The organism is Streptomyces sp. NPDC007896 (genome assembly GCF_042959425.1).
In the GTDB taxonomy this organism is placed as follows: Bacteria; Actinomycetota; Actinomycetes; order Streptomycetales; family Streptomycetaceae; genus Streptomyces.
Genome location: NZ_JBIBKX010000003.1, coordinates 276,375 through 295,348, shown reverse-complemented (window position 1 = coordinate 295,348; position 18,974 = coordinate 276,375). Strand labels below are relative to the sequence as shown.

Genomic DNA, 18,974 nt, shown 5'->3' with positions numbered 1-18,974 from the left:
CGGTCGGTACTCCCCCGCCGGTGGAGTTCGTCTCCCCCGCTCGGGGGAAGCCGGTTGCCGGGGCCGGCTGGGACGATGACGCGATGGCCCGCTTTCTGCGCCCGTTGCTCCTGGGGACCACCTACACGCGCCTGCTGCATCTGTGGGTGCCGATGTTGTTCGTCAGCGTGTGGCTGTTCATCGACATGTCGAGACCGTGGGTGCCCGCGGTGCTGTTGATCCCGCTGGGGCTGGTCCCGTCCGTGCGGCGGGGCGAGGGCGTGCAGGCGCGGTACATGCTGGCGCCGGACGAGCCGCAGGAGCGGGGCGACCGGGACGCGGCGATCTCGGTCGCGCCGTCGGCGACCTGGCGGGACCGGTTGCGGACCGTGCTGTGGCTCGAAGTACGGATGGGCCTCGGGGCGGTGGCGATGGGGGTCACCGTCTGGCTGCCGGTGACCGCCGTCGAACTGGCCGGGGCCGCCTCCGGTCGCCCCGTCGACGTCACACTGCTGCCGGTGTCGCCCCCGCCGTGGGCCTGTGCCCTGCTCGTACCCGTGCCGCTGCTCGCTCTGTACGGCGCGGTCGTCGGCCTCGGCGAGCTGGTCACGGCCATCGCGCGCCGGCTGCTGGGCCCCTCTCCCGCCGAGCGCCTCGCCGCCCTGGAGGAACGCACCGAACAGCTCCTGGAACGCACGCGCATCGCCCGTGAGCTGCACGACTCGATCGGGCACGCGCTGACCGTGGCGGTGGTGCAGGCGGGCGCGGCACGGGCGGCCGGCGACCCCGCGTTCACCGACCGGGCGCTGCTCGCCATCGAGGACACCGGCCGGGCCGCCCTGGAGGACCTGGAGCGCGTGCTCGGCGTGCTGCGCGAGGCCGGGCGCCCCGCGAGCGGCCGACCCACGCTGAGCGAGGCCGACCGACTCCTGGAGTCGGCGCGCGGTTCGGGTGCGAAGGTCGACGCCGAGGTGACGGGTGCGTTGGAGACCGTGCCGGGACCGGTCTCCCGCGAGGGCTATCGCATCCTCCAGGAGTCCCTGACCAACGTGCTGCGCCACGCGGGGAGCGTGCCGGTGCGGGTCCGTATCGCGGTCGAGGACGGCACTCTGGGCCTGGAGGTCCGCAATCCGCTGACGGCCGGGACAGCGGGGCCGGGCCGCGGCAGTGGCCTGCGGGGCATACGGGAGCGGGCGGCGCTGCTCGGCGGGCGGGCACGGACCGGGCCGGACGGGGGTGACTGGCAGGTACGGGTCGAGTTGCCGTTGCGCTGATCTACGCTGGCCGGATGCCGGTCACCGTTCTCCTCGTCGACGACGAACCGCTCGTCCGCGCGGGTCTGCGGGCCGTCCTGGCGGCGCAGCCCGACATCGAGGTCGTCGGAGAGGCGGCCGACGGCGCCGCGGTGATCCCGCTCGTGCGGCAGCTGCGGCCGGACGTCGTCGCCATGGACGTGCGCATGCCGCTCATGGACGGCATCGAGGCCACGCGCGCGGTCCTGCGGACCGTGAGCGATCCCCCGAAGATCCTCGTCGTGACCACGTTCGAGAACGACGAGTACGTCTACGAGGCGCTGCGCGCGGGTGCCGACGGTTTTCTGCTGAAGCGGGCCAGGCCCGCCGAGATCGTGCACGCCGTGCGGCTCGTCGCGGAGGGCGAGTCGCTGCTGTTCCCGGCGTCCGTACGGCAGTTGGCGGCCGAGTACGGGGGCGGCAGCGGGAATCCGGCGGCGCGGACGGCCATGGAGCGGGCCGCGCTGACCGAGCGGGAGGCGGAGGTGCTGCGGCTGATGGCCCGGGGGCTGTCGAACGCGGAGATCGCCGGGCGGCTGATCGTCGGGACCGAGACGGTCAAGTCGCACGTCAGCGCCGTACTGGCGAAGCTGGGGGCCCGGGACCGTACGCAGGCGGTCATCGCGGCGTACGAGTCGGGGTTCGTGGCCCCGGGCTGAAACGGCGGTCCGCCGGTGGCCGAAGCGACCGGTCGGTAGCAAAGGAGGTCCCCGGCTCTCGCCGGGGCGCGCCGCGCCGAGTACGATCCGGCCAACACGCGCACGAGCTGGGAGGACGGACGTTGGGGCGGTTGACCGGCGGGGACCCCTCTCTGCTGCGAAGGATCAATTCCGCGGTGGTGCTGCACGCGCTGCGTGCCACGGACTGCGCGACGCTGACCGAGATCACCCGGGTGACCGGATTGTCCCGGCCCACGGTCGAGGGTGTCGTGGAAGGGCTGATCGAGGCCGGGCTCGTGGTCGAGAAGGCGGCCGAGGAGGGCGCGGCACGGCGTCAGGGCCGTCCCGCGCGGCGGTTTCGGTTCCGGGCCGAGGCGGGCCATCTGCTGGGCCTGGAGATCGGTCCCCATCGCGTCGCCGGGCTCCTCGCCGATCTGGACGGCCGGGTGCTGGGCGCCATGTCGAAGGACGTGGACGAGACCGCGTCGGCGGACGAGCGGCTGGAACGGCTGCGCACGGCGGTCGCCGATCTGCTGCGCCGCGCGGGTGTCGCGCGCAGCTCCCTGCGGGCGGTCGGCGTGGGCAGCCCGGGGATCGTCGAGGCGGACGGCACCGTACGTCTGGGCACCGCGCTGCCGGAGTGGACGGGGCTGCGCCTGGGCGACCGACTGAACCGTTCCTTCAAATGCCCGGTGCTCGTCGAGAACGACGCCAACGCGGCGGCGGTCGCCGAGCACTGGAAGGGCTCGGCGACGGAGTCGGACGACGTGGTGTTCGTGCTGGCCGGGCTGAGTCCGGGGGCCGGTTCGCTGATCGGCGGGCGGCTGCACCGGGGATACGGGGGCGCCGCCGGGGAGATCGGGGCGCTCCATCTGCTCGGCCGCGGAGCCACTCCCGAGACACTGCTGTCGACCACGGACGAGCCCCTGCACCCGCTCGACGAGCAGGCCGTCGCCGAGGTCTTCGCGCTGGCCAAGGGCGGTGACCAGCGAGCCCGCGCGGCGGTCGACCGCTTCATCCAGCGTCTCGTGCACGACGTGGCGGCCCTCGTCCTCGCCCTCGACCCGGAACTGGTCGTCGTCGGCGGCTGGGCGGCCGGTCTGGACGGCGTACTGGAACCGCTGCGGCGCGAACTGGCGCGCTACTGTCTGCGCCCGCCCAAGGTGGCGCTCTCCCTGCTGGGCGAGGCGGCCGTCGCGACGGGCGCCCTGCGGCTGGCCCTCGATCATGTGGAGGAGCAGCTGTTCGCGGTGGAGGGGACCGTGACCGCACGCCGCTGACCTGCGGTTCACGGAAGCAGGAAAGCGGTCACCGTCCTCACGGGCACGAAAAAGCCGTCACGCCCCGGAGTGTTCCGGGGCGTGACGGCTGAGACCTGGGGCCTGTCGCGCGGATCAGGCCCGGGCCGCGGCTCAGGAAGCCCGGCGCTCGGGGTCGTGGTGGATCTCCACGCCGCCGGAGTCGCCGAAGGTCAGCCGGCAGGTGTCGGCGCGGTATGTGGCCACGGAGACCGCGGCGGTGCGCCCCTCGGCGAAGTAGCGGGTCGTGACGACGAGGACGGGCGCCCCGGGCAGCCGGTCGAGCTCCTTGGCGTCGTCCGCGCGGGCCGAGCCGAGCTCCACGGCGCGGTCCTGGCCCTCCAGGTCGAGGTGCTGCAGTTCGCGCAGCACGGCACGGGCGAGGGTCGACCCCGACGGGGCGTCGATCGCGGAGAGGCCGGGCACCGAGGACGCTGGGATGTAGAGCAGCTCGGCGGCGACCGGCTGGCCGTGCGTCACACGGGAGCGGCGGATCGTGTGCACCTGGTCGTCGGGGCCCGTCTCCAGGACGTCGGCCACCGCGGCGGGCGGGAGGGCCACCTCGCAGTCCACGGGCTGCCAGGCGTCGCCGACCGCGCCCGGCCACACATGCTGCTCGGTTCCGACGGCCACGCCCACGCGCGGCGGCGCGACGGTCGTGCCCACCCCGCGGCGGCGCTGCAGTCGCCCTTCGAGCTCCAGCTGCTCCAGCGCCTGGCGCAGCGTGGCTCGGGCGACGCCGAACCTGGCCGCGAGGTCGCGTTCGTTGGGCAGGATCTCGCCCACGGAGAACTCAGAGTCCAATGCCTCGGTGAGCACCGTCTTGAGATGCCAGTACTTCGGCTCCGGCACCGTTTCCAGCTGCGTGGTCCCCACCCTGTCCTCCGCAATCGCCGTGGCCCGGCGGCGTTTTAGCGCCCTTGTTTATTAAAGGTTCTTGCACTATCCCTGCGACCATAGGGCCGCCCCCAGCCTTGGTCAAGACCAATCCTCGATCCCTTACGGATTGCGGAGGCGCCTTGCCGCACAGCGTTCACAGGGCGTTCGCGCGGGGTGATGTTCGTGACACAACGCCGAAAGCCCCCGTCCAGAAGACGGGGGCTTTCGAGGGGCGCAAGGGGACCGCAGTGGCTACTGGTTGCCCAGGGACACCAGCTTCTCGGGGTTGCGCACGATGTAGACGCACCGGATCCGGCCGTCCACGACATCGAGCTGGACGGCGCTGTCGGGCTTGTCGCCGGAGAGGACGAGGAGCGCGGCGCCGCCGTTGAGCTCCAGGAGGCGGTACGAGGGATCGGGGATGCCCTGCTGGGCGACGGCGTACAGGAAGCGGCCCACCTTGTCGGCGGTTTCGATGACCCGCAGCGGCGCCTTGGACAGTCCGCCGCTGTCGCCGATCAGGCGGACGTCCGGGGCCAGCAGGGACATGAGCGCCTCCAGGTCCCCTCCACCCGCCGCCGCGAGGAACCGCTCGGTCAGGTCGCGGCGTTCGGCCGGGTCGACCTCGTAGCGCGGCCGTCGTTCCTCGACGTGTTTACGCGCCCGTCCGGCGAGTTGGCGCACGGCGGGCTCACCCCGGTCGAGGACGGCGGCGATGTCCGCGTACGGGTAGCCGAACGCCTCTCTGAGGACGAACACCGCGCGCTCCAGGGGCGAAAGGGACTCCAGGACGACGAGGACGGCGAGCGAGACGGAGTCGGCGAGCACGGCCCGCTCGGCGGTGTCGGGGGCGGTGTCCCCGAAGTCGGTGACATACGGCTCGGGAAGCCACGGCCCCACGTACGCCTCGTTGCGCGACCGCACCTGGCGCAGCCGGTCGACGGCGAGCCGGGTGACGACGCGCACCAGGTAGGCGCGGGGTTCGCGCACTTCGGTCCGGTCGGCGCCGGACCAGCGCAGCCAGGCTTCCTGGACGACGTCCTCGGCGTCGGCCACCCGTCCCAGCATGCGGTAGGCGACGCCCATCAGGACGGGGCGGTGCTCTTCGAAGACCTCGGTCGCGGTGTCGATGGTCACGGCCCCATCCCATCCCGGCACGCCCCGCCGTGTCCAGGCGGCACCGCCGCCTTCCGGAGCGCAATGACCGGCGGTCGGCGGGCGGTTGGCCGACTGTCGCCCGTCTAGTCGGACAGCGTGGGCGAGCGGATCCAGGTGATGACTCCCGGGGGCTACCCGTCGGTAGCGGTTGCTGACAAGCTGTCTACGAAGACGGTTCGTCAGCCTGCCACCAGACGAGGAGCAGCATCATGTCCGCCACGGTCTCCTTCAGCCTTCCCTCCGCGCACGGTCCGCGGACCGTGACCATGTCCTACGCGCGCGTGGGCACCGGCGAACCGCTGCTCCTGCTGCACGGCATCGGCCACCACCGGCAGGCCTGGGACCCGGTCGTGCACATCCTGGCCGCCGAGCGCGAGGTGATAGCCGTCGACCTGCCCGGGTTCGGCGAGTCCCCGGCGCTGCCCGACGGGCTCACGCACGACCTCGGGACGGTGGTGCCCACGCTCGGCGGGTTGTGCGAGGCGCTGGAGATCGAGCGTCCGCACGTGGCCGGCAACTCCCTGGGCGGCCTGCTCGCCCTGGAGTTGGGCCGCGAGAAGCTCGTACGGTCCGTCACCGCGATCTCGCCCGCCGGGTTCTGGTCGCCGGTCGAACGGCGTTACGCCTTCGGTGTGCTGCTCGCGATGCGGCAGGGCGCGCGGCGCCTGCCGCTCCCGGTGATCGAGCGGCTCTCCCGCTCGGCGGCCGGGCGGGCCGCCCTGACCAGCACCATCTACGCCCGGCCCGGCCGTCGTTCACCCGAGGCCGTCGTCGCCGAGACCCTCGCGCTGGCCCACGCCGAGGGCTTTGCCGACACCCTCCGGGCCGGCATCAGCGTCCAGTTCACGGACGACATCCCGGGGCTGCCCGTCACCGTGGCCTGGGGCACCCGGGACCGACTGCTGGTGCGTCGCCAGGGGATCCGGGCCAAGCACATCATTCCCCGGGCCCGGCTGGTGCGGCTGCCGGGCTGCGGTCACGTCCCGATGAACGACGACCCGGCGCTCGTCGCCCGCGTGATCCTCGACGGCAGCCGCTGAGCGACGCCGGGCAAGGCGCCACGCGCCGGAGCCCAGGGCGACGCCCGCGCCGACCAGGGCGCTGCCCGCGGCCTGCGCGGCGCCGTACGCGCCGGTGCCGACCAGCGGCGCCGTGCAGGCCGCCGCGACGGGGATGAGCCCGGAGAAGAGCGTGGCGCGCTCCGCGCCGATGCGCTGCATGCCCATGTACCAGCACACGAAGCCGACGACCGTGACGACCGCCGCCTGCCACAGCAGCGCGGCGGCCTCGGTGGTGTCCGGCGTCCGCAGCCACGCGCCGCCGGTGAGGCGCGCGGTGAGGATCCCGGCCACCGCCGACTCGACCGCTGCGATCCCGCAGACGGTGGCCGACAGCAACCGGGGCCCGAGCGGGCGCAGTACCGGTACGGCGAGCACCGCGAAGCCCACCTCGCCCGCCAGCGCGCACACGGAGTACGCGATCCCCGTGCCGTCGGTGCGGCCCCAGCCCTGCACGGTGAAGGCACCCACCGCGACGAGCGACGCCCCGTACAGGACCTGCCGTTGCGGCCGACGGCCCTCAAGAAGAGGGACGACAACGGCCACGACCACCGGGGCGCAGCCCACGAAGACGCCCGGAACGGCTGGTTCCGCGGTGCGTTCGGCGGCGATCACGGCGAGGTTGAAGCCGACCATGCCGACGGCCGCGAGCAGCGCGAGGCGCCCCCACCGGCGTACCGCGAGGCGCCGCAGCGGCGCCGTGCCACCCCGTCCGACCAGCGGCAGGAGCAGCACGCAGGCGAGGCCGTAGCGCAGGAACTGACCGCCCGCGTACGGGTAGTGACCCAGGACGCTGTTGGCGGTGAAGGAGCCTCCGACGAGGACGCACGCGAGGGCGGCGAGCAGCGACCCGCGCAGGGGGGTGGTGTTCATGACGGTGACGCTACGAAGGGCCGCGGTCCGGTTTAAGGTCCACTTTCATGACGCCATCGGGGACCACATGACACCGTCGGGGGCCGCCTGGGAGCTGCTTGTGCCGGCCGCTTCGGCACCGGCACGCGCGCGTGGGCGCGCTTTGCAGGCCGCGCTGCGCGAGGCGGTCCGCACGGGGCGGCTCGCGCCCGGCACCCGGCTGCCGTCCAGCCGCGAGCTCGCCGCCGATCTCGGGGTGTCGCGGGGGCTGGTCACGGAGGCGTACGAACAGTTGACCGCCGAGGGGTATCTGCGCAGCGACCGGGGCGCGGGGACCTGGGTCGGCGGCGCCGCACGGGCGGCCCACCCGCGCGCGCGTGACCTCGCGCCGCGCCCCGCCGGGGCCCGCGCCGACTTCCTTCCCGGGACACCGGACCTGTCCCTGTTCCCGCGCGCCGCCTGGGCGGCCGCCCAGCGCGGGGTCCTCGCCGAACTGCCCCACCACGCGCTCGGCTACCCGGATCCGCGCGGTCTGCCCCGGCTGCGCACCGCCCTCGCCGAACTGCTCGCACGGCGCCGCGGCGTGGTCGCGGACCCCGAGCGCGTCATCGTGGTCTCCGGGGTCGCGCAGGCGACGACCCTGCTCGGATTCGTGCTCCACGCGCGCGGGGTGCGCGCGATCGGCGTCGAGGACCCGGGAAGCCCGGAGCACGGCACTCTCTACGCCTCGGCCGGCATCGACGCCGTACCGCTGCCGCTCGACGGCGAAGGGCTGGCCACCGGTCCGCTGAAGGAGTCGGGCGTACGGGCGGTGGTGACGACGCCCGCCCACCAGTTCCCCTCGGGGATCGCCTACTCGGCGCGGCGGCGCACGGAACTCCTGGACTGGGCGCGCTCGGTGGACGGCCTGGTGGTCGAGGACGACTACGACGGGGACTTCCGCTACGACCGCGCTCCTGTGGGGGCGCTTCAAGGGCTCGATCCCGAGCGCGTCGCCTACACGGGCTCGGTCAGCAAGTCGCTCGCGCCCGGGCTGCGGCTCGGCTGGCTGCTCGTACCGGCGGCGCTCGCCGAGGAGGTCGTCGAGCGCAAGCGCACCATGGATCTGGGGAACCCCGTCGTGGACCAGGCGCTCCTGGCCCGCTTCGTGGAACGGGGCGACTACGACCGGCAGCTGCGCCGCTGCCAGCGCGCCTACCGGGAACGGCGCGACACTCTCGTATCCGCCCTGGAGGAGCACTTTCCCGGTACCGAGGTGTCCGGGATCGCGGCGGGTCTGCACGTCATCGCCGCGCTGCCCGAGCGGTACGGGCCGCCGGAGTACTTCCTGGAGCGAACCGGGGCGGCGGGGGTGGCCGTGCGTCCGCTGGCGGACTACGGGCGGGCGGTCGAGCGTGCCGGCGTACGGCTGGTGCTGGGCTACGCACACCAGTCCCCCGCGCGGATCCGCGACGGCGTACGCCTGATGGCACAGGCGGTGCGCGCCTGACCGCTGGGGGCGGCCGTGTGCGTGGGCAGGCCGGGGCATCCGTGGGACGTGCGCGGTCCGAGGCGGACGCCGGTGCCCTTGTCGGCGGGGTCAGTTGTTCACTTGTGGTTTCCGTGTGCGCTGCGGCGCACCAGTAGTTGTGGCTGGGCACATTGCCCGACTCCGTCGACTCCGTCCCTGGAGGCGCATTCATGTCACACCGTCCGCACAGCCCTCTCCCGCTCCCCGGTCGCCGCGGCGTCCTGCGCGGCTCCCTCGCCGCTTCCGCGGCCCTGGCCCTGCCCACCGCACTCGGCTCGGCCCCGGCGTTCGCGCTGTCCGGGCGGCCCGAGGCGGGGTGGGGCGTCCAGGCCGGAGACGTGAGCGCGCACTCCGGCCTGGTGTGGGTCCGCTCGGACCGCCCCGCCCGGATGATCGTCGAGACGTCCGCGACCGAGTCGTTCCGCAACCCCCACAGATGGCACGGTCCGCTGCTCGGCGCGGACTTCACCGGTACCACGCGGCTGCGCGGACTGCCCTCCGGCGAGCAGATCCACTACCGCGTGCTGCTGGCCGACCCCGACGACCCGCGGCGTACGGGCGAGCCGGTGACCGGCACTTTCCGCACCGCGCCCGCGAAGCGGCGCCACGACGTCCGGTTCGTCTGGTCCGGTGACCTGGCCGGACAGGGCTGGGGCATCAACGAGTCCATCGGCGGCTACCGGATCTTCGACGCCATGGCGAAGGTGGACCCGGACTTCTTCCTGTGCAGCGGCGACAACATCTACGCCGACGGCCCGATCTCCGCCACGGCGCCGCTTCCGGACGGCAGCGTGTACCGGAGCATCACCACCGAGGAGAAGTCGCACGTCGCGGTCACCCTGGCCGACTACCGGGGCAACTTCCGCTACAACCTGCTGGACTCGGCGCTGCGCCGGTTCAACGCCCGGGTTCCGAACATCATCCAGTGGGACGACCACGAGGTCCGCAACAACTGGTACCCGGGCGAGGTCATCGGATCCGGCACCCCCTACCCGGCCGGCACGGAACTCGACGACCTGGCCGCCCGTGCCCGGCGGGCGTTCTCGGAGTACTTCCCGATCTCCACCCTCGGCGGACGCCCGGACGGACGGATCTACCGGACCGTCCACCACGGACCGCTCCTGGACGTGTTCGTCCTGGACATGCGGACCTACCGGAACGCCAACTCGCCCGACGACCAGACCACCGACCCGCAGGGCATCCTCGGCCGCGAGCAGCTGGAGTGGCTCAAGCGCGAGCTGGCCGCGTCGCGCGCGGTGTGGAAGGTCATCGCCGCCGACATGCCGCTCGGTCTGGTCGTGCCCGACCCGGTCGAGGGCAAGCCGAACATCGAGGCCGTCGCCCAGGGCGACCCGGGCGCGCCGCTCGGCCGCGAGCTGCAGATCGCCGAGCTGCTGCGGTTCATCAAGCACCGGCGGATCACCGGGACCGTGTGGCTGACGGCCGACGTCCACCACACCTCGGCACAGCACTACGACCCCTCGCGGGCCGCTTTCAAGGACTTCGAGCCGTTCTGGGAGTTCGTCTCCGGACCGCTCAACGCGGGCGCCTTCCAGGCGAACGCCCTGGACGGCACCTTCGGCCCCGACCGGGTCTTCGTCAAGGCTCCCGCCACCGCCAATGTCTCGCCGGCGGACGGATACCAGTTCTTCGGCGAGGTCGACATCGACGGCGACAGCGGGGAGCTGACGGTGCGGCTGCGTGACCTGGACGGCACGGTGCTGTTCACACAGGTGTTGCAGCCGGGGCGTGTGGGTCAGTAACCGCGCCCAACTCCCGTACCCTCGAAGGGCTGGGCCGCGCACCGGAGTCATCCCCCGGTGCGCGGCCACTCTCGTGACCAGGCACGTAAGCCAGGTGATCCGAGACAGGCAAAACTAGCGCAAAAAGAACCGCAAAAAGGATAGAACGACACTTTACCGATCAGTCACAGACCGTTCGTGATCACGCAACACCACTCCTTCACAGTGGTTGCATGACTCCAGACATGTCTGATGTGACCCGGGCGAGGCACGGACGCCCCGTCCACCACTGGCGACGCGACGTGGTCGAGCTCGCCGCGCTGTTCACGGCCGTCGCGGTCGCCGACGCCGTCGCCAACCTGATCGGACACGGCCCCGACGGTCCGGCCCTGCTCGTGATCTCGTCCGTGGTCCTGGTGGCCACGGCCGGATTCCACACATGGTGGGCACGCCACCACGGTCACGCGCCGCCCGCGGGCGATACCGGTGCCCGGACACTCGCCGAGGGGCGAGAGGCCGGGCAGGCCGACCAGGCCACGGCGGGGCCGGAGGCCGTCACGGGAGCGACCGTCCTGTGGCGGATGCGGACGACGGTGAAGGACGAGCCGGGTTCGCTGGCCGCGCTGTGCGTGGCGCTGGCCCACCAGCGGGTCGACATCCTGAGCCTGCAGACGCACCCGCTCGCCGAGGGCACGGTCGACGAGTTCCTGCTGCGCGCGCCCGTCGAGCTGGCCGCGTCCGAGATCACCCGCGCCGTCTCGCTGGCGGGCGGCACCGGCACCTGGATCGAGCGGGCCGACGCCCACGACCTGGTGGACGCTCCGACGCGCGTCCTGGGGCTGGCCACGCGCACGGCTTTGGACGCCGCGGAACTTCCGCTCGCCCTCCGGCAGTTGCTCGGTCGGTGCACCATTCGTTCGCTGCCGGCCCGCTCCCCCGGGTCGGGTCGGGCGCAAGAGGGTGCGCCGGTCGAAGGAGTGCTGGAAGACACGGTGATGCGGTTGCGCGCACCGGAGGGTGGGGTGATCACGGTGGAACGGCCGTATCTGCCGTTCACGCCGACCGAGTTCGCTCGGGCGCGGGCGTTGGTGGAGCTGGACGCGCGGCTGGGTCCGCGCATTCCGCTCAGCCAGGACATGCTGACACTGCCGGAGGGCCCCGCGATCACCGTGCGTCGCGCCGACGTCTCCGATGTCGCCGCGGCGAAGGCGATGCACGAGCGCTGCTCCCCGCGCACGTTGAGCATGCGCTACCACGGGCCGGTCGGTGACGCGGACCGTTATCTGAACCACCTGCTCAGCCCGCGCTTCGGACGCACCCTCGCCGTGCAGACGGCTTCGGGACGCGTCGTCGGGCTCGGCCATCTCCTGTGGGACGGCGACGAGACGGAGATCGCGCTGCTCGTCGAGGACGACTGGCAGCGGCGCGGGATCGGCGCCGAACTGCTCGGCCGTCTCGTGACCATGGCCGTCGAAGCGGGCTGTGAGAGCGTGTACGCCGTCACACAGGCCTCCAACACCGGCATGGTCGCCGCCATGCGCGGGCTGGACCTCCCCCTCGACTACCAGATCGAGGAGGGCACCCTCGTCATCACGGCCCGCCTGGACGCCACACCGGTGACCTCCCGACTGCCGTACGACCAGGAGCAGAAGCAGGCGCAGAAGAAGTAGGACGGACACCAAAAGGCCCCGGGCACCTTGCCCGGGGCCTCTCTCTGGTCACCGCCCCAACGCATGGTCCAGGTCGGCCCACAGGTCGTCCACGTCCTCCAGCCCCACCGACAGGCGCAGCAGCCGGTCACTGACCCCCGCCTCACGGCGGTCGTCGGGGGCCACGATGCGGTGGCTGATGGACGCCGGATGCTGGATCAGGCTGTCGACACTGCCGAGGCTCACCGCCGGGGTGATCAGACGGACCCCGGCGATGACCTCGTGCGGGTCTCCGTGGACCTCGAAGGCGATCATGGCACCGCCGATCCGCGGATAGTGGACGCGGTCGACGCGCGGATCGGCGGCGAGCCGGCCGGCGAGTTCGGCGGCGTTGGCGGACGCGGCCCGGACCCGTACGGGCAGGGTCGACAGGCCGCGCAGCAGCAGATATCCGGCCAGCGGATGCAGCACACCCCCGGTGGCGAACCGCACTTGGCGTAGCCCCCGGGCGAACTCCTCGTCGCAGGCCACCACTCCGGCCATGACGTCCCCGTGTCCGCCCAGGTACTTGGTGGCGCTGTGCAGGACCAGGCGGGCCCCTTGTCCGGCGGGGCGTTGCAGCACGGGTGTGGCGAAGGTGTTGTCGGCGAGCAGCGGAACGGACCCGCAGGCGTGCGCGACGGCGCGCAGGTCGAGTTCGGCGAGCGTCGGATTGGCCGGGGACTCGACCATGACAAGACCGGTGTCGGGGCGCAGGGCGTCCGCGATGCCCGCCGGGTCGACCCAGGTGACCTCGGAGCCCAGCAGCCCGGCGGTGAGCAGGTGGTCACTGCAACCGTACAGGGGCCGTACGGCGACGACATGGCGCAGGCCCAGCGCGTTGCGCACGAGCAGTACGGCGCTCAGCGCGGCCATGCCGCTCGCGAAGGCGACCGCGCTCTCGGTTCCTTCGAGGCGGGCGAGGGCGGTCTCGAAACGGGCGACGGTCGGGTTGCCGAGACGCCCGTAGACGGGCGGGCCCTCCGGTTCGGCGCCGTCGGCCGCGAACGCGTCGATGCGGGCGGCCTCGCCGCGGCTGTCGTAGGAGGGGTAGGTCGTGGACAGGTCGATCGGCGCGGCGTGCAGCCCCAGCCGGGCGAGGTCCTCCCGCCCGGCGTGCACGGCCTCGGTGGCGAGGGCACGCGGCGCGAGGGCACGGGTGCCCTGAACGTCGTAGAGGTCGTCCCGACCGTCGTAGGAGTCGCCCTGAGCGTCGCAGGAGTCGTCCTGAGCTTCGTATGCGTCGTGCACCACGGATTCCATGCACAGCAGACTGAACACCGGCCGGGGCTCCAGTCGCACACTCCGTGTTACGTTCGGGCCATGGCCGAATCTGTCGTACTCGATCCGGTGGATCTTCATCTGCTGCGACTGCTCCAGAACGACGCACGGACGACGTACCGCGATCTCGCCGCGCAGGTCGGAGTCGCGCCCTCGACCTGCCTGGACCGGGTGACGCGGCTGCGCCGTGCGGGGGTGATTCTCGGCCATCAGCTGCGCCTCGATCCGGCGAAGCTCGGGCGGGGCCTGGAAGCCCTGCTGTCCGTGCAGGTCAGACCGCACAGCCGCGAGTTGGTCGGGCCGTTCGTGGAGCGGATCAGGGCGCTGCCGGAATCCCGGACCGTCTTCCACCTCACCGGGCCCGACGACTACCTCGTCCTGGTCGCCGTCGCGGACATGGCCGACCTGCAACGGCTGGTCCTCGACGAGTTCACGTCCCGGCGCGAGGTGGCCCGGGTGGAGACCCGGTTGATCTTCCAGCAGTGGGACTGCGGCCCGCTGCTCCCGCCCGCCCCGCCCTCGACCTCGGCCTCAGTCTCGGCCCCGACCTCGGCTTCGGCTTCGATCTCGGCCTCGGCCTCGGCAAAATCAGGCTGATGCCGGCCCCGTGCCCGGTCGACCGGGCTGACGCGGCACCCGTCCTCGTATGAGGATGTCGGCATGTCAGAGACGAAGAGCCCGCTGCCCCGCGAGGTCGCCGACGCGTACGTCGACGATCTCATCGCCCTCGATCCGGTCCTCGGTACCTACCTCGGTGTGAAGGAGAGTGCCGACAAGCTCCCCGACACCTCGCCCGCGGGGCAGGAGGCCGTCGCGGAGCTGGCGCGGACGACGCTCGCCCGGCTCGACGAGGCGGAGCGGCAGCCGGGCGCGGACAGCGACATCGAGCGCCGCTGCGCCCGGCTGCTGCGCGAGCGGCTCACCGCCGAACTGGCCGTCCACGACGCCGACGAGGGCCTGCGAGCCGTCGGCAACATGCAGACGGCCGCACACTCCGTGCGCCAGGTCTTCACCATCGCGCCGACCGAGACGGACGAGGACTGGGCCGCGATCGCCGAGCGGCTGCGCGCGGTGCCGACCGCGCTGACGGGGTACCGCGAGTCCCTCGCTCTGGGCCTGGAGCGCAAGCTGTACGCGGGCCCGCGCCCCACCGCGACCTTCATCGAGCAGCTCACCGAGTGGTCGGACCCGGACGGGCAGGGCCGTGGCTGGTTCGAGGACTTCGTGTCCGCGGGTCCCGACGCCCTGCGGGACGAGCTGGACACGGCCGCCCGGACGGCCACACAGGCCCTGGTGGAGCTGCGCGACTGGATGCGTGACGTCTACGCGCCCACGATCGAGGGCGCGCCGAACACGGTGGGCCGCGAGCGGTACGCGCGCTGGGCACGCTACTTCAACGGTACGGATCTCGACCTCGGCGAGGCGTACGCGTACGGCTGGTCCGAGTACCACCGGCTCCTCGCGGAGATGAAGTCCGAGGCCGAGAAGATCCTGCCCGGCGCCAAGACCCCCTGGGTGGCGCTCGCGCACCTCGACGAGCACGGCAGGCACATCGAGGGCGTCGACGAGGTCCAGACGTGGCTCCAGGGAGTGATGGACCGGGCGATCGACGCGCTGGACGGCACCCACTTCGAACTCGCCGAGCCGGTACGGAAGGTGGAGTCGCGCATCGCGCCGCCCGGCGGCGCGGCGGCCCCGTACTACACCGCGCCGTCCGCGGACTTCTCGCGGCCCGGCCGCACCTGGCTGCCCACCATGGGGCAGACCCGCTTTCCCGTGTACGACCTCGTCTCGACCTGGTATCACGAGGGCGTCCCCGGCCATCACCTCCAGCTCGCCCAGTGGGTGTACGTGGTCGACGACCTCTCGCGCTACCAGGCCACCGTCGGTCTCGTCAGCGCCAACGCCGAGGGCTGGGCGCTGTACGCGGAGCGGCTGATGGACGAGCTGGGCTTCCTGGAGGACGCGGAGCAGCGGCTCGGCTATCTGGACGCGCAGATGATGCGCGCGGCCCGGGTCATCGTCGACATCGGCATGCACCTGGAGCTGGAGATTCCGGCGGACTCCCCCTTCCACCCGGGCGAGCACTGGACCCCGGAGCTGGCACAGGAGTTCTTCGGCGCGCACAGCAGCCGTCCGGCGGACTTCGTGGAGAGCGAGCTCACCCGCTACCTCTCCATCCCGGGACAGGCCATCGGCTACAAGCTCGGTGAGCGGGCCTGGCTGCTGGGCCGCGAGAACGCGAAGAAGCGGCACGGCGCCGCCTTCGACGCCAAGGCCTGGCACATGGCGGCCCTGTCGCAGGGTTCGCTGGGCCTGGACGACCTGGTGGACGAACTGTCCCGGCTCTGACGGACACCGACGGCGGCCGGGCTCACGGCGACGAACGGGCCCGGCCGCCGCGTATCAAGTACTCCGCGTATCAAGCACGCGGAGTACCAAGTACGGGGGTACCAAGTACGGGGGTACCAAGTACGGGGGTACCACGTACGGGGGTACCACGTACGGGAGTGCCGGAATCACCGGGCGTGCTCGGCATGTTCGGAGCACAGGCAGCCGACGCCCTTCTCAATCCACTCCTGGCCGACCCACTCCGGGTGCCGTTCGATCATGAGCGCCGAGATCTCCTCGACGATCGTCCGCTCGTCCACGGCGGAGTCGCGGCGGGCCCATGTCTCGTCCCGCAGCAGACGGAGGTAGTCGCGCACGTCGGCCAGCAGCCGCGCACCGCCGACCTCGCCGTGGCCGGGCACCACGATCCGGGGAGCCTCCGCCGCAAGCTTCTCCATCACCGCGATCCAGCGGGTTCCGGACACGTCGGTGTCGTGCGGCGGGAACCAGGGGAAGATGGCGAACTGCCCGGCTTCCACGAGGTCCCCCGTGAACAGGACGTCCGCGTCCGGCACCCTGACCACCTGGTCGCCCCTGCTGTGGGCCCGGCCGGTGGCCCGCAACTGCACCACCCGCCCGCCCAGGTCCAGGTCGTACGCCCGGTCGTAGACGACATCGGGCCGCGCCAGTTCGACGCCCTGGAGCCGGCGCTCGACCGGCTTGCCGAGCCCCTTGAACATCTCCAGGTAACCTGGCCCCTTCACCTTCAGTTCCTCGGCCTGGTCCCGGTTGAGCAGGAACGTCGCCTCCCCGGCGAAGACCTGCGCCCCGAAGGCGTGCTCGGGGTGAAAATGCGTCGTCGTCAGGTAGATCCGACGTCCCTCGGCGTAGTCGGCCGCGAACTCCAGCACCCTTTCGGCGTTGCGCGGGCCCATGCCTGTCTCGACGACGAGCACGGAACTGTGGCCGCCGATGACGCCGATGTTGGGCACGAGCTGCACGCGCCGGTCGGGGATGACCACCAGGTCACGGGCCAGCTCCTGAACACCCTCGACGTGAACGACGGGATCCGTCGTCACCGCTTCCTCAGACACTGCGACTCCTCGGTGTTGCGCTGAGCCACCAGTCCAGCGCGGGACGTCCGGGGGCGTCCAACACCGATCTCGCAGCCCCGATACCGCACGGGTATCGTCGCAGTTGAGAGAGTTCGCAAGAGCGTCTCGGGAGAGCGATGGAGCGGTGATGGAGCTGCGGACCCTGCGCTACTTCGTGGCGGTCGCCGAAGAACTCCACTTCGGCCGCGCCGCCGCCCGACTGCACATGACCCAGCCCCCGCTGAGCCGGGCCGTCAAGCAGCTGGAGACCGACCTCGGCTGCGAACTGCTGCGCCGCTCACCCACGGGCGTCACCCTCACCCCCGCCGGGGCCCTGCTCCACGACGAGGCGCGCACCCTGCTGGCGCGGGCCGACCAGGCCCGGGCCCGGGTGGCCGCCGCGGCCGGCACGGCCACCCTGACCATCGGCACCCTCGCCGACAGCGCCGAGCAGGTCGGCACCCGACTGGCCGTTGCCTACCGGCACCAACACCCCGCCGTGCGCATCCGCATCCGCGAGGCCGACCTGACCGACCCGACCATCGGACTGCGGGCCGGCCTCGTCGACGTGGCCCTGACGCGGGCGCCGTTCGACGACACCGGCATCACCACCCGCGTGCTGCGGTCGGACCCGGTCGGTGTGGTCCTGCGCGCCGACGACCCGCTGGCCGACCGCGACCGGCTGCGCCTGGACGAACTCGCCGACCGCCGCTGGTTCCGGTTTCCGGAGGGCACGGACCCGGTGTGGCAGGCCTTCTGGACGGGGCCGCCCGGCGCCGACGGGCGCCGTGACGGTCCCGTCATCCGCACCGCCCACGAATGCCTCCAGTCCGTCCTGTGGAACGACACCGTCGGACTGATGCCCCTCGCCCACTCCCAGACGCTGCCCGAGGGGCTCACGGTGATCCCCTTGGCGGATGCGCCGCCCAGCGACCTGGTCATCGCATGGAACAGCGCCCACACCACCCCGCTCATCCGCTCGTTCGTGAGCCTCGCGACGGCCCTCACACGCTCCTAGGAGCGGTCAGCAGCCACAGTCCGCCGCGTCCACCGGAGCCGTCAGCGGGTCCGCCGCGCGCCGCTCGTCTCCCTCCCAGGTCTCGTACGCGAAGCCTTCGCGCACCCAGTACTCGAAGCCGCCGAGCATCTCCTTGACCTGGAAGCCGAGTTCGGCGAGAGCGAGAGCGGCACGGGTCGCGCCGTTGCAGCCGGGTCCCCAGCAATAGGTGACGACGGGCACCGACCTGTCGAGGAGCTGCTCGGCCTGCTCGGGGATCAGCGCGGTGGGCAGGTGGATCGCACCGGGCACGTGCCCCTGGTCCCAGGACGCGGTGGAGCGGGAGTCGAGGACCACGAAGCCGGGGTCGCCGCCTGCCGCCAGCACGGAGGCGACATCGGAGACATCGGCGTGGAAGGCGAGGCTCGCGCCGAAGTGGGCGACGGCCGCGGCCGGGGACGCCGGGGCGACGCGCAGTACGGGGTTCGTCCTGGTCGCGGTGCTGCTCACAGTGGTGTCGACGGTCACAGTCATGGTCTGGCCTTCCCTCCCTGCCCCGCCGGACCGGCACCTTCGCCGCACCGGCCCCACGGGGACTTCCTGACCAGAAATCTACGGCCGGTGATCCTCTTCCTGAAGTGGCGATCCACGGCATCGCTCTTGATCGGCCGGGGTTTTCCCTGCTATCCATCGCTCATGACCGCCTATTCCCCGGACGCCACCGACTGGCACATCCTCGATGTCCTCCAGCGCGAGGGCAGGGCCAGCTTCGCGGAGCTGGCCCGTGCCGTCTCGATGTCCGCGAGCGCGGTCACCGAGCGGGTGCGCCGCCTGGAGGAGGCGGGCGTCATCCAGGGGTACGCGGCTGTCGTCGACCCGGAGAGCCTCGGTCTGCCGATCCTGGCCTTCGTCCGGCTGCGCTATCCGAACGGCAACTACAAGCCGTTCCACGACCTCGTCGAGGCGACGCCCGAGATCCTGGAGGCGCACCACGTCACGGGCGACGACTGCTTCGTCATCAAGGTCGCGGCGCGCTCGATGAACCACCTGGAGAAGATCTCCGGCCGGATCGGCACCCTGGGTTCGGTGACCACGAGTGTCGTGTACTCCTCACCGCTCCCCCGGCGCCCCCTGGGTCACTGATCCCCCGGCGATC

16 protein-coding genes and 1 pseudogene are annotated in these 18,974 nt (G+C 72.3%); 11 read left to right on the top strand and 6 right to left on the bottom strand.

All coding sequences use genetic code 11. From position 1 onward, the window contains the following. Positions 1-83 precede the first annotated feature (83 nt). From ACFZDJ_RS12535 to ACFZDJ_RS12525, 3 genes are all read left to right on the top strand, one after another. The gene (locus tag ACFZDJ_RS12535; RefSeq protein WP_391058296.1) at positions 84-1,253 is read left to right on the top strand and encodes a histidine kinase; all 1,170 of its coding nucleotides are present in this window, start codon (positions 84-86) and stop codon (positions 1,251-1,253) included. Between the two features lie 14 nt (positions 1,254-1,267). Beyond that, complete coding sequence (locus tag ACFZDJ_RS12530) at positions 1,268-1,930, top strand: response regulator transcription factor (RefSeq protein ID WP_168506757.1); 663 nt, start codon at positions 1,268-1,270, stop codon at positions 1,928-1,930. Positions 1,931-2,052: 122 nt separating this feature from the next. Next, the gene (locus ACFZDJ_RS12525) at positions 2,053-3,210 is read left to right on the top strand and encodes an ROK family transcriptional regulator (protein ID WP_101407882.1); all 1,158 of its coding nucleotides are present in this window, start codon (positions 2,053-2,055) and stop codon (positions 3,208-3,210) included. A 132-nt stretch (positions 3,211-3,342) separates the two neighbouring features. Here ACFZDJ_RS12525 and ACFZDJ_RS12520 read toward each other — a convergent pair whose 3' ends face one another. After that, positions 3,343-4,104, bottom strand: a complete 762-nt coding sequence (locus tag ACFZDJ_RS12520) for a GntR family transcriptional regulator (RefSeq protein WP_168506759.1) — start codon at positions 4,102-4,104, stop codon at positions 3,343-3,345. Between the two features lie 255 nt (positions 4,105-4,359). Then, on the bottom strand, positions 4,360-5,244 hold the full coding sequence (locus tag ACFZDJ_RS12515) for an RNA polymerase sigma-70 factor (protein ID WP_390937222.1): 885 nt from the start codon (positions 5,242-5,244) through the stop codon (positions 4,360-4,362). A 230-nt stretch (positions 5,245-5,474) separates the two neighbouring features. Between ACFZDJ_RS12515 and ACFZDJ_RS12510 the strand changes: the two genes are divergently transcribed. Beyond that, on the top strand, positions 5,475-6,305 hold the full coding sequence (locus tag ACFZDJ_RS12510; RefSeq protein WP_385371003.1) for an alpha/beta fold hydrolase: 831 nt from the start codon (positions 5,475-5,477) through the stop codon (positions 6,303-6,305). 45 nt (positions 6,306-6,350) lie between these two features. Here ACFZDJ_RS12510 and ACFZDJ_RS12505 read toward each other — a convergent pair. Beyond that, positions 6,351-7,196: pseudogene (locus ACFZDJ_RS12505) on the bottom strand (DMT family transporter); the annotation flags it as partial. Positions 7,197-7,263: 67 nt separating this feature from the next. On the opposite strand from ACFZDJ_RS12505, the gene ACFZDJ_RS12500 reads away from it, so the two are divergent. The 3 genes from ACFZDJ_RS12500 (at position 7,264) to ACFZDJ_RS12490 (ending at position 12,097) form a co-directional block, all read left to right on the top strand. Then, entirely contained in the window at positions 7,264-8,664 is a 1,401-nt protein-coding gene (locus ACFZDJ_RS12500; RefSeq protein WP_390937218.1) for an aminotransferase class I/II-fold pyridoxal phosphate-dependent enzyme, read from the top strand. 191 nt (positions 8,665-8,855) lie between these two features. Next, entirely contained in the window at positions 8,856-10,448 is a 1,593-nt protein-coding gene (locus ACFZDJ_RS12495) for an alkaline phosphatase D family protein (RefSeq protein WP_391058291.1), read from the top strand. Positions 10,449-10,672: 224 nt separating this feature from the next. Then, complete coding sequence (locus ACFZDJ_RS12490) at positions 10,673-12,097, top strand: GNAT family N-acetyltransferase (protein ID WP_391058289.1); 1,425 nt, start codon at positions 10,673-10,675, stop codon at positions 12,095-12,097. Positions 12,098-12,145: 48 nt separating this feature from the next. Here ACFZDJ_RS12490 and ACFZDJ_RS12485 read toward each other — a convergent pair whose 3' ends face one another. After that, positions 12,146-13,477: a PLP-dependent transferase gene (locus ACFZDJ_RS12485; RefSeq protein ID WP_391058286.1), complete on the bottom strand. Its 1,332-nt coding sequence runs from the start codon at positions 13,475-13,477 to the stop codon at positions 12,146-12,148. On the opposite strand from ACFZDJ_RS12485, the gene ACFZDJ_RS12480 reads away from it, so the two are divergent. Both ACFZDJ_RS12480 and ACFZDJ_RS12475 read left to right on the top strand, forming a co-directional pair. Next, complete coding sequence (locus tag ACFZDJ_RS12480; RefSeq protein WP_391058284.1) at positions 13,439-13,993, top strand: AsnC family transcriptional regulator; 555 nt, start codon at positions 13,439-13,441, stop codon at positions 13,991-13,993. The two genes, ACFZDJ_RS12485 and ACFZDJ_RS12480, sit on opposite strands and share 39 nt — an antisense overlap. Before the next feature lie 63 nt (positions 13,994-14,056). Next, positions 14,057-15,748 (top strand): DUF885 family protein, encoded by a 1,692-nt coding sequence (locus ACFZDJ_RS12475; RefSeq protein ID WP_390937208.1) that lies wholly within the window; start codon positions 14,057-14,059, stop codon positions 15,746-15,748. Between the two features lie 167 nt (positions 15,749-15,915). Here ACFZDJ_RS12475 and ACFZDJ_RS12470 read toward each other — a convergent pair whose 3' ends face one another. Further along, positions 15,916-16,821 carry an MBL fold metallo-hydrolase gene (locus ACFZDJ_RS12470; RefSeq protein WP_391058281.1) on the bottom strand — a complete coding sequence of 302 codons (906 nt, stop codon included), beginning with the start codon at positions 16,819-16,821 and terminating at the stop codon, positions 15,916-15,918. Between the two features lie 148 nt (positions 16,822-16,969). Between ACFZDJ_RS12470 and ACFZDJ_RS12465 the strand changes: the two genes are divergently transcribed. Continuing rightward, positions 16,970-17,839: a LysR substrate-binding domain-containing protein gene (locus ACFZDJ_RS12465; RefSeq protein ID WP_391058278.1), complete on the top strand. Its 870-nt coding sequence runs from the start codon at positions 16,970-16,972 to the stop codon at positions 17,837-17,839. 6 nt (positions 17,840-17,845) lie between these two features. Here the strand turns inward: ACFZDJ_RS12465 and ACFZDJ_RS12460 are convergent, their stop codons facing one another. Continuing rightward, positions 17,846-18,352, bottom strand: coding sequence for a rhodanese-like domain-containing protein (locus tag ACFZDJ_RS12460; protein WP_390937202.1), 507 nt, complete (start codon positions 18,350-18,352; stop codon positions 17,846-17,848). 162 nt (positions 18,353-18,514) lie between these two features. Between ACFZDJ_RS12460 and ACFZDJ_RS12455 the strand changes: the two genes are divergently transcribed. After that, a complete protein-coding gene (locus ACFZDJ_RS12455; RefSeq protein ID WP_101408485.1) occupies positions 18,515-18,961 on the top strand; it encodes an Lrp/AsnC family transcriptional regulator in 447 nt (148 codons plus the stop codon). The last annotated feature ends 13 nt before the right edge of the window (positions 18,962-18,974 follow it).

Coding starts and splice junctions, on each gene's coding strand:
- ACFZDJ_RS12535 (WP_391058296.1), top strand. CDS start 84: ATGGCCCGCTTTCTGCGCCCGTTGCTCCTGGGGACCACCTACACGCGC.
- ACFZDJ_RS12530 (WP_168506757.1), top strand. CDS start 1,268: ATGCCGGTCACCGTTCTCCTCGTCGACGACGAACCGCTCGTCCGCGCG.
- ACFZDJ_RS12510 (WP_385371003.1), top strand. CDS start 5,475: ATGTCCGCCACGGTCTCCTTCAGCCTTCCCTCCGCGCACGGTCCGCGG.
- ACFZDJ_RS12500 (WP_390937218.1), top strand. CDS start 7,264: ATGACACCGTCGGGGGCCGCCTGGGAGCTGCTTGTGCCGGCCGCTTCG.
- ACFZDJ_RS12495 (WP_391058291.1), top strand. CDS start 8,856: ATGTCACACCGTCCGCACAGCCCTCTCCCGCTCCCCGGTCGCCGCGGC.
- ACFZDJ_RS12490 (WP_391058289.1), top strand. CDS start 10,673: ATGTCTGATGTGACCCGGGCGAGGCACGGACGCCCCGTCCACCACTGG.
- ACFZDJ_RS12480 (WP_391058284.1), top strand. CDS start 13,439: ATGGCCGAATCTGTCGTACTCGATCCGGTGGATCTTCATCTGCTGCGA.
- ACFZDJ_RS12485 (WP_391058286.1), bottom strand. CDS start 13,477: ATGAAGATCCACCGGATCGAGTACGACAGATTCGGCCATGGCCCGAAC.
- ACFZDJ_RS12475 (WP_390937208.1), top strand. CDS start 14,057: ATGTCAGAGACGAAGAGCCCGCTGCCCCGCGAGGTCGCCGACGCGTAC.
- ACFZDJ_RS12465 (WP_391058278.1), top strand. CDS start 16,970: ATGGAGCTGCGGACCCTGCGCTACTTCGTGGCGGTCGCCGAAGAACTC.
- ACFZDJ_RS12460 (WP_390937202.1), bottom strand. CDS start 18,352: ATGACTGTGACCGTCGACACCACTGTGAGCAGCACCGCGACCAGGACG.
- ACFZDJ_RS12455 (WP_101408485.1), top strand. CDS start 18,515: ATGACCGCCTATTCCCCGGACGCCACCGACTGGCACATCCTCGATGTC.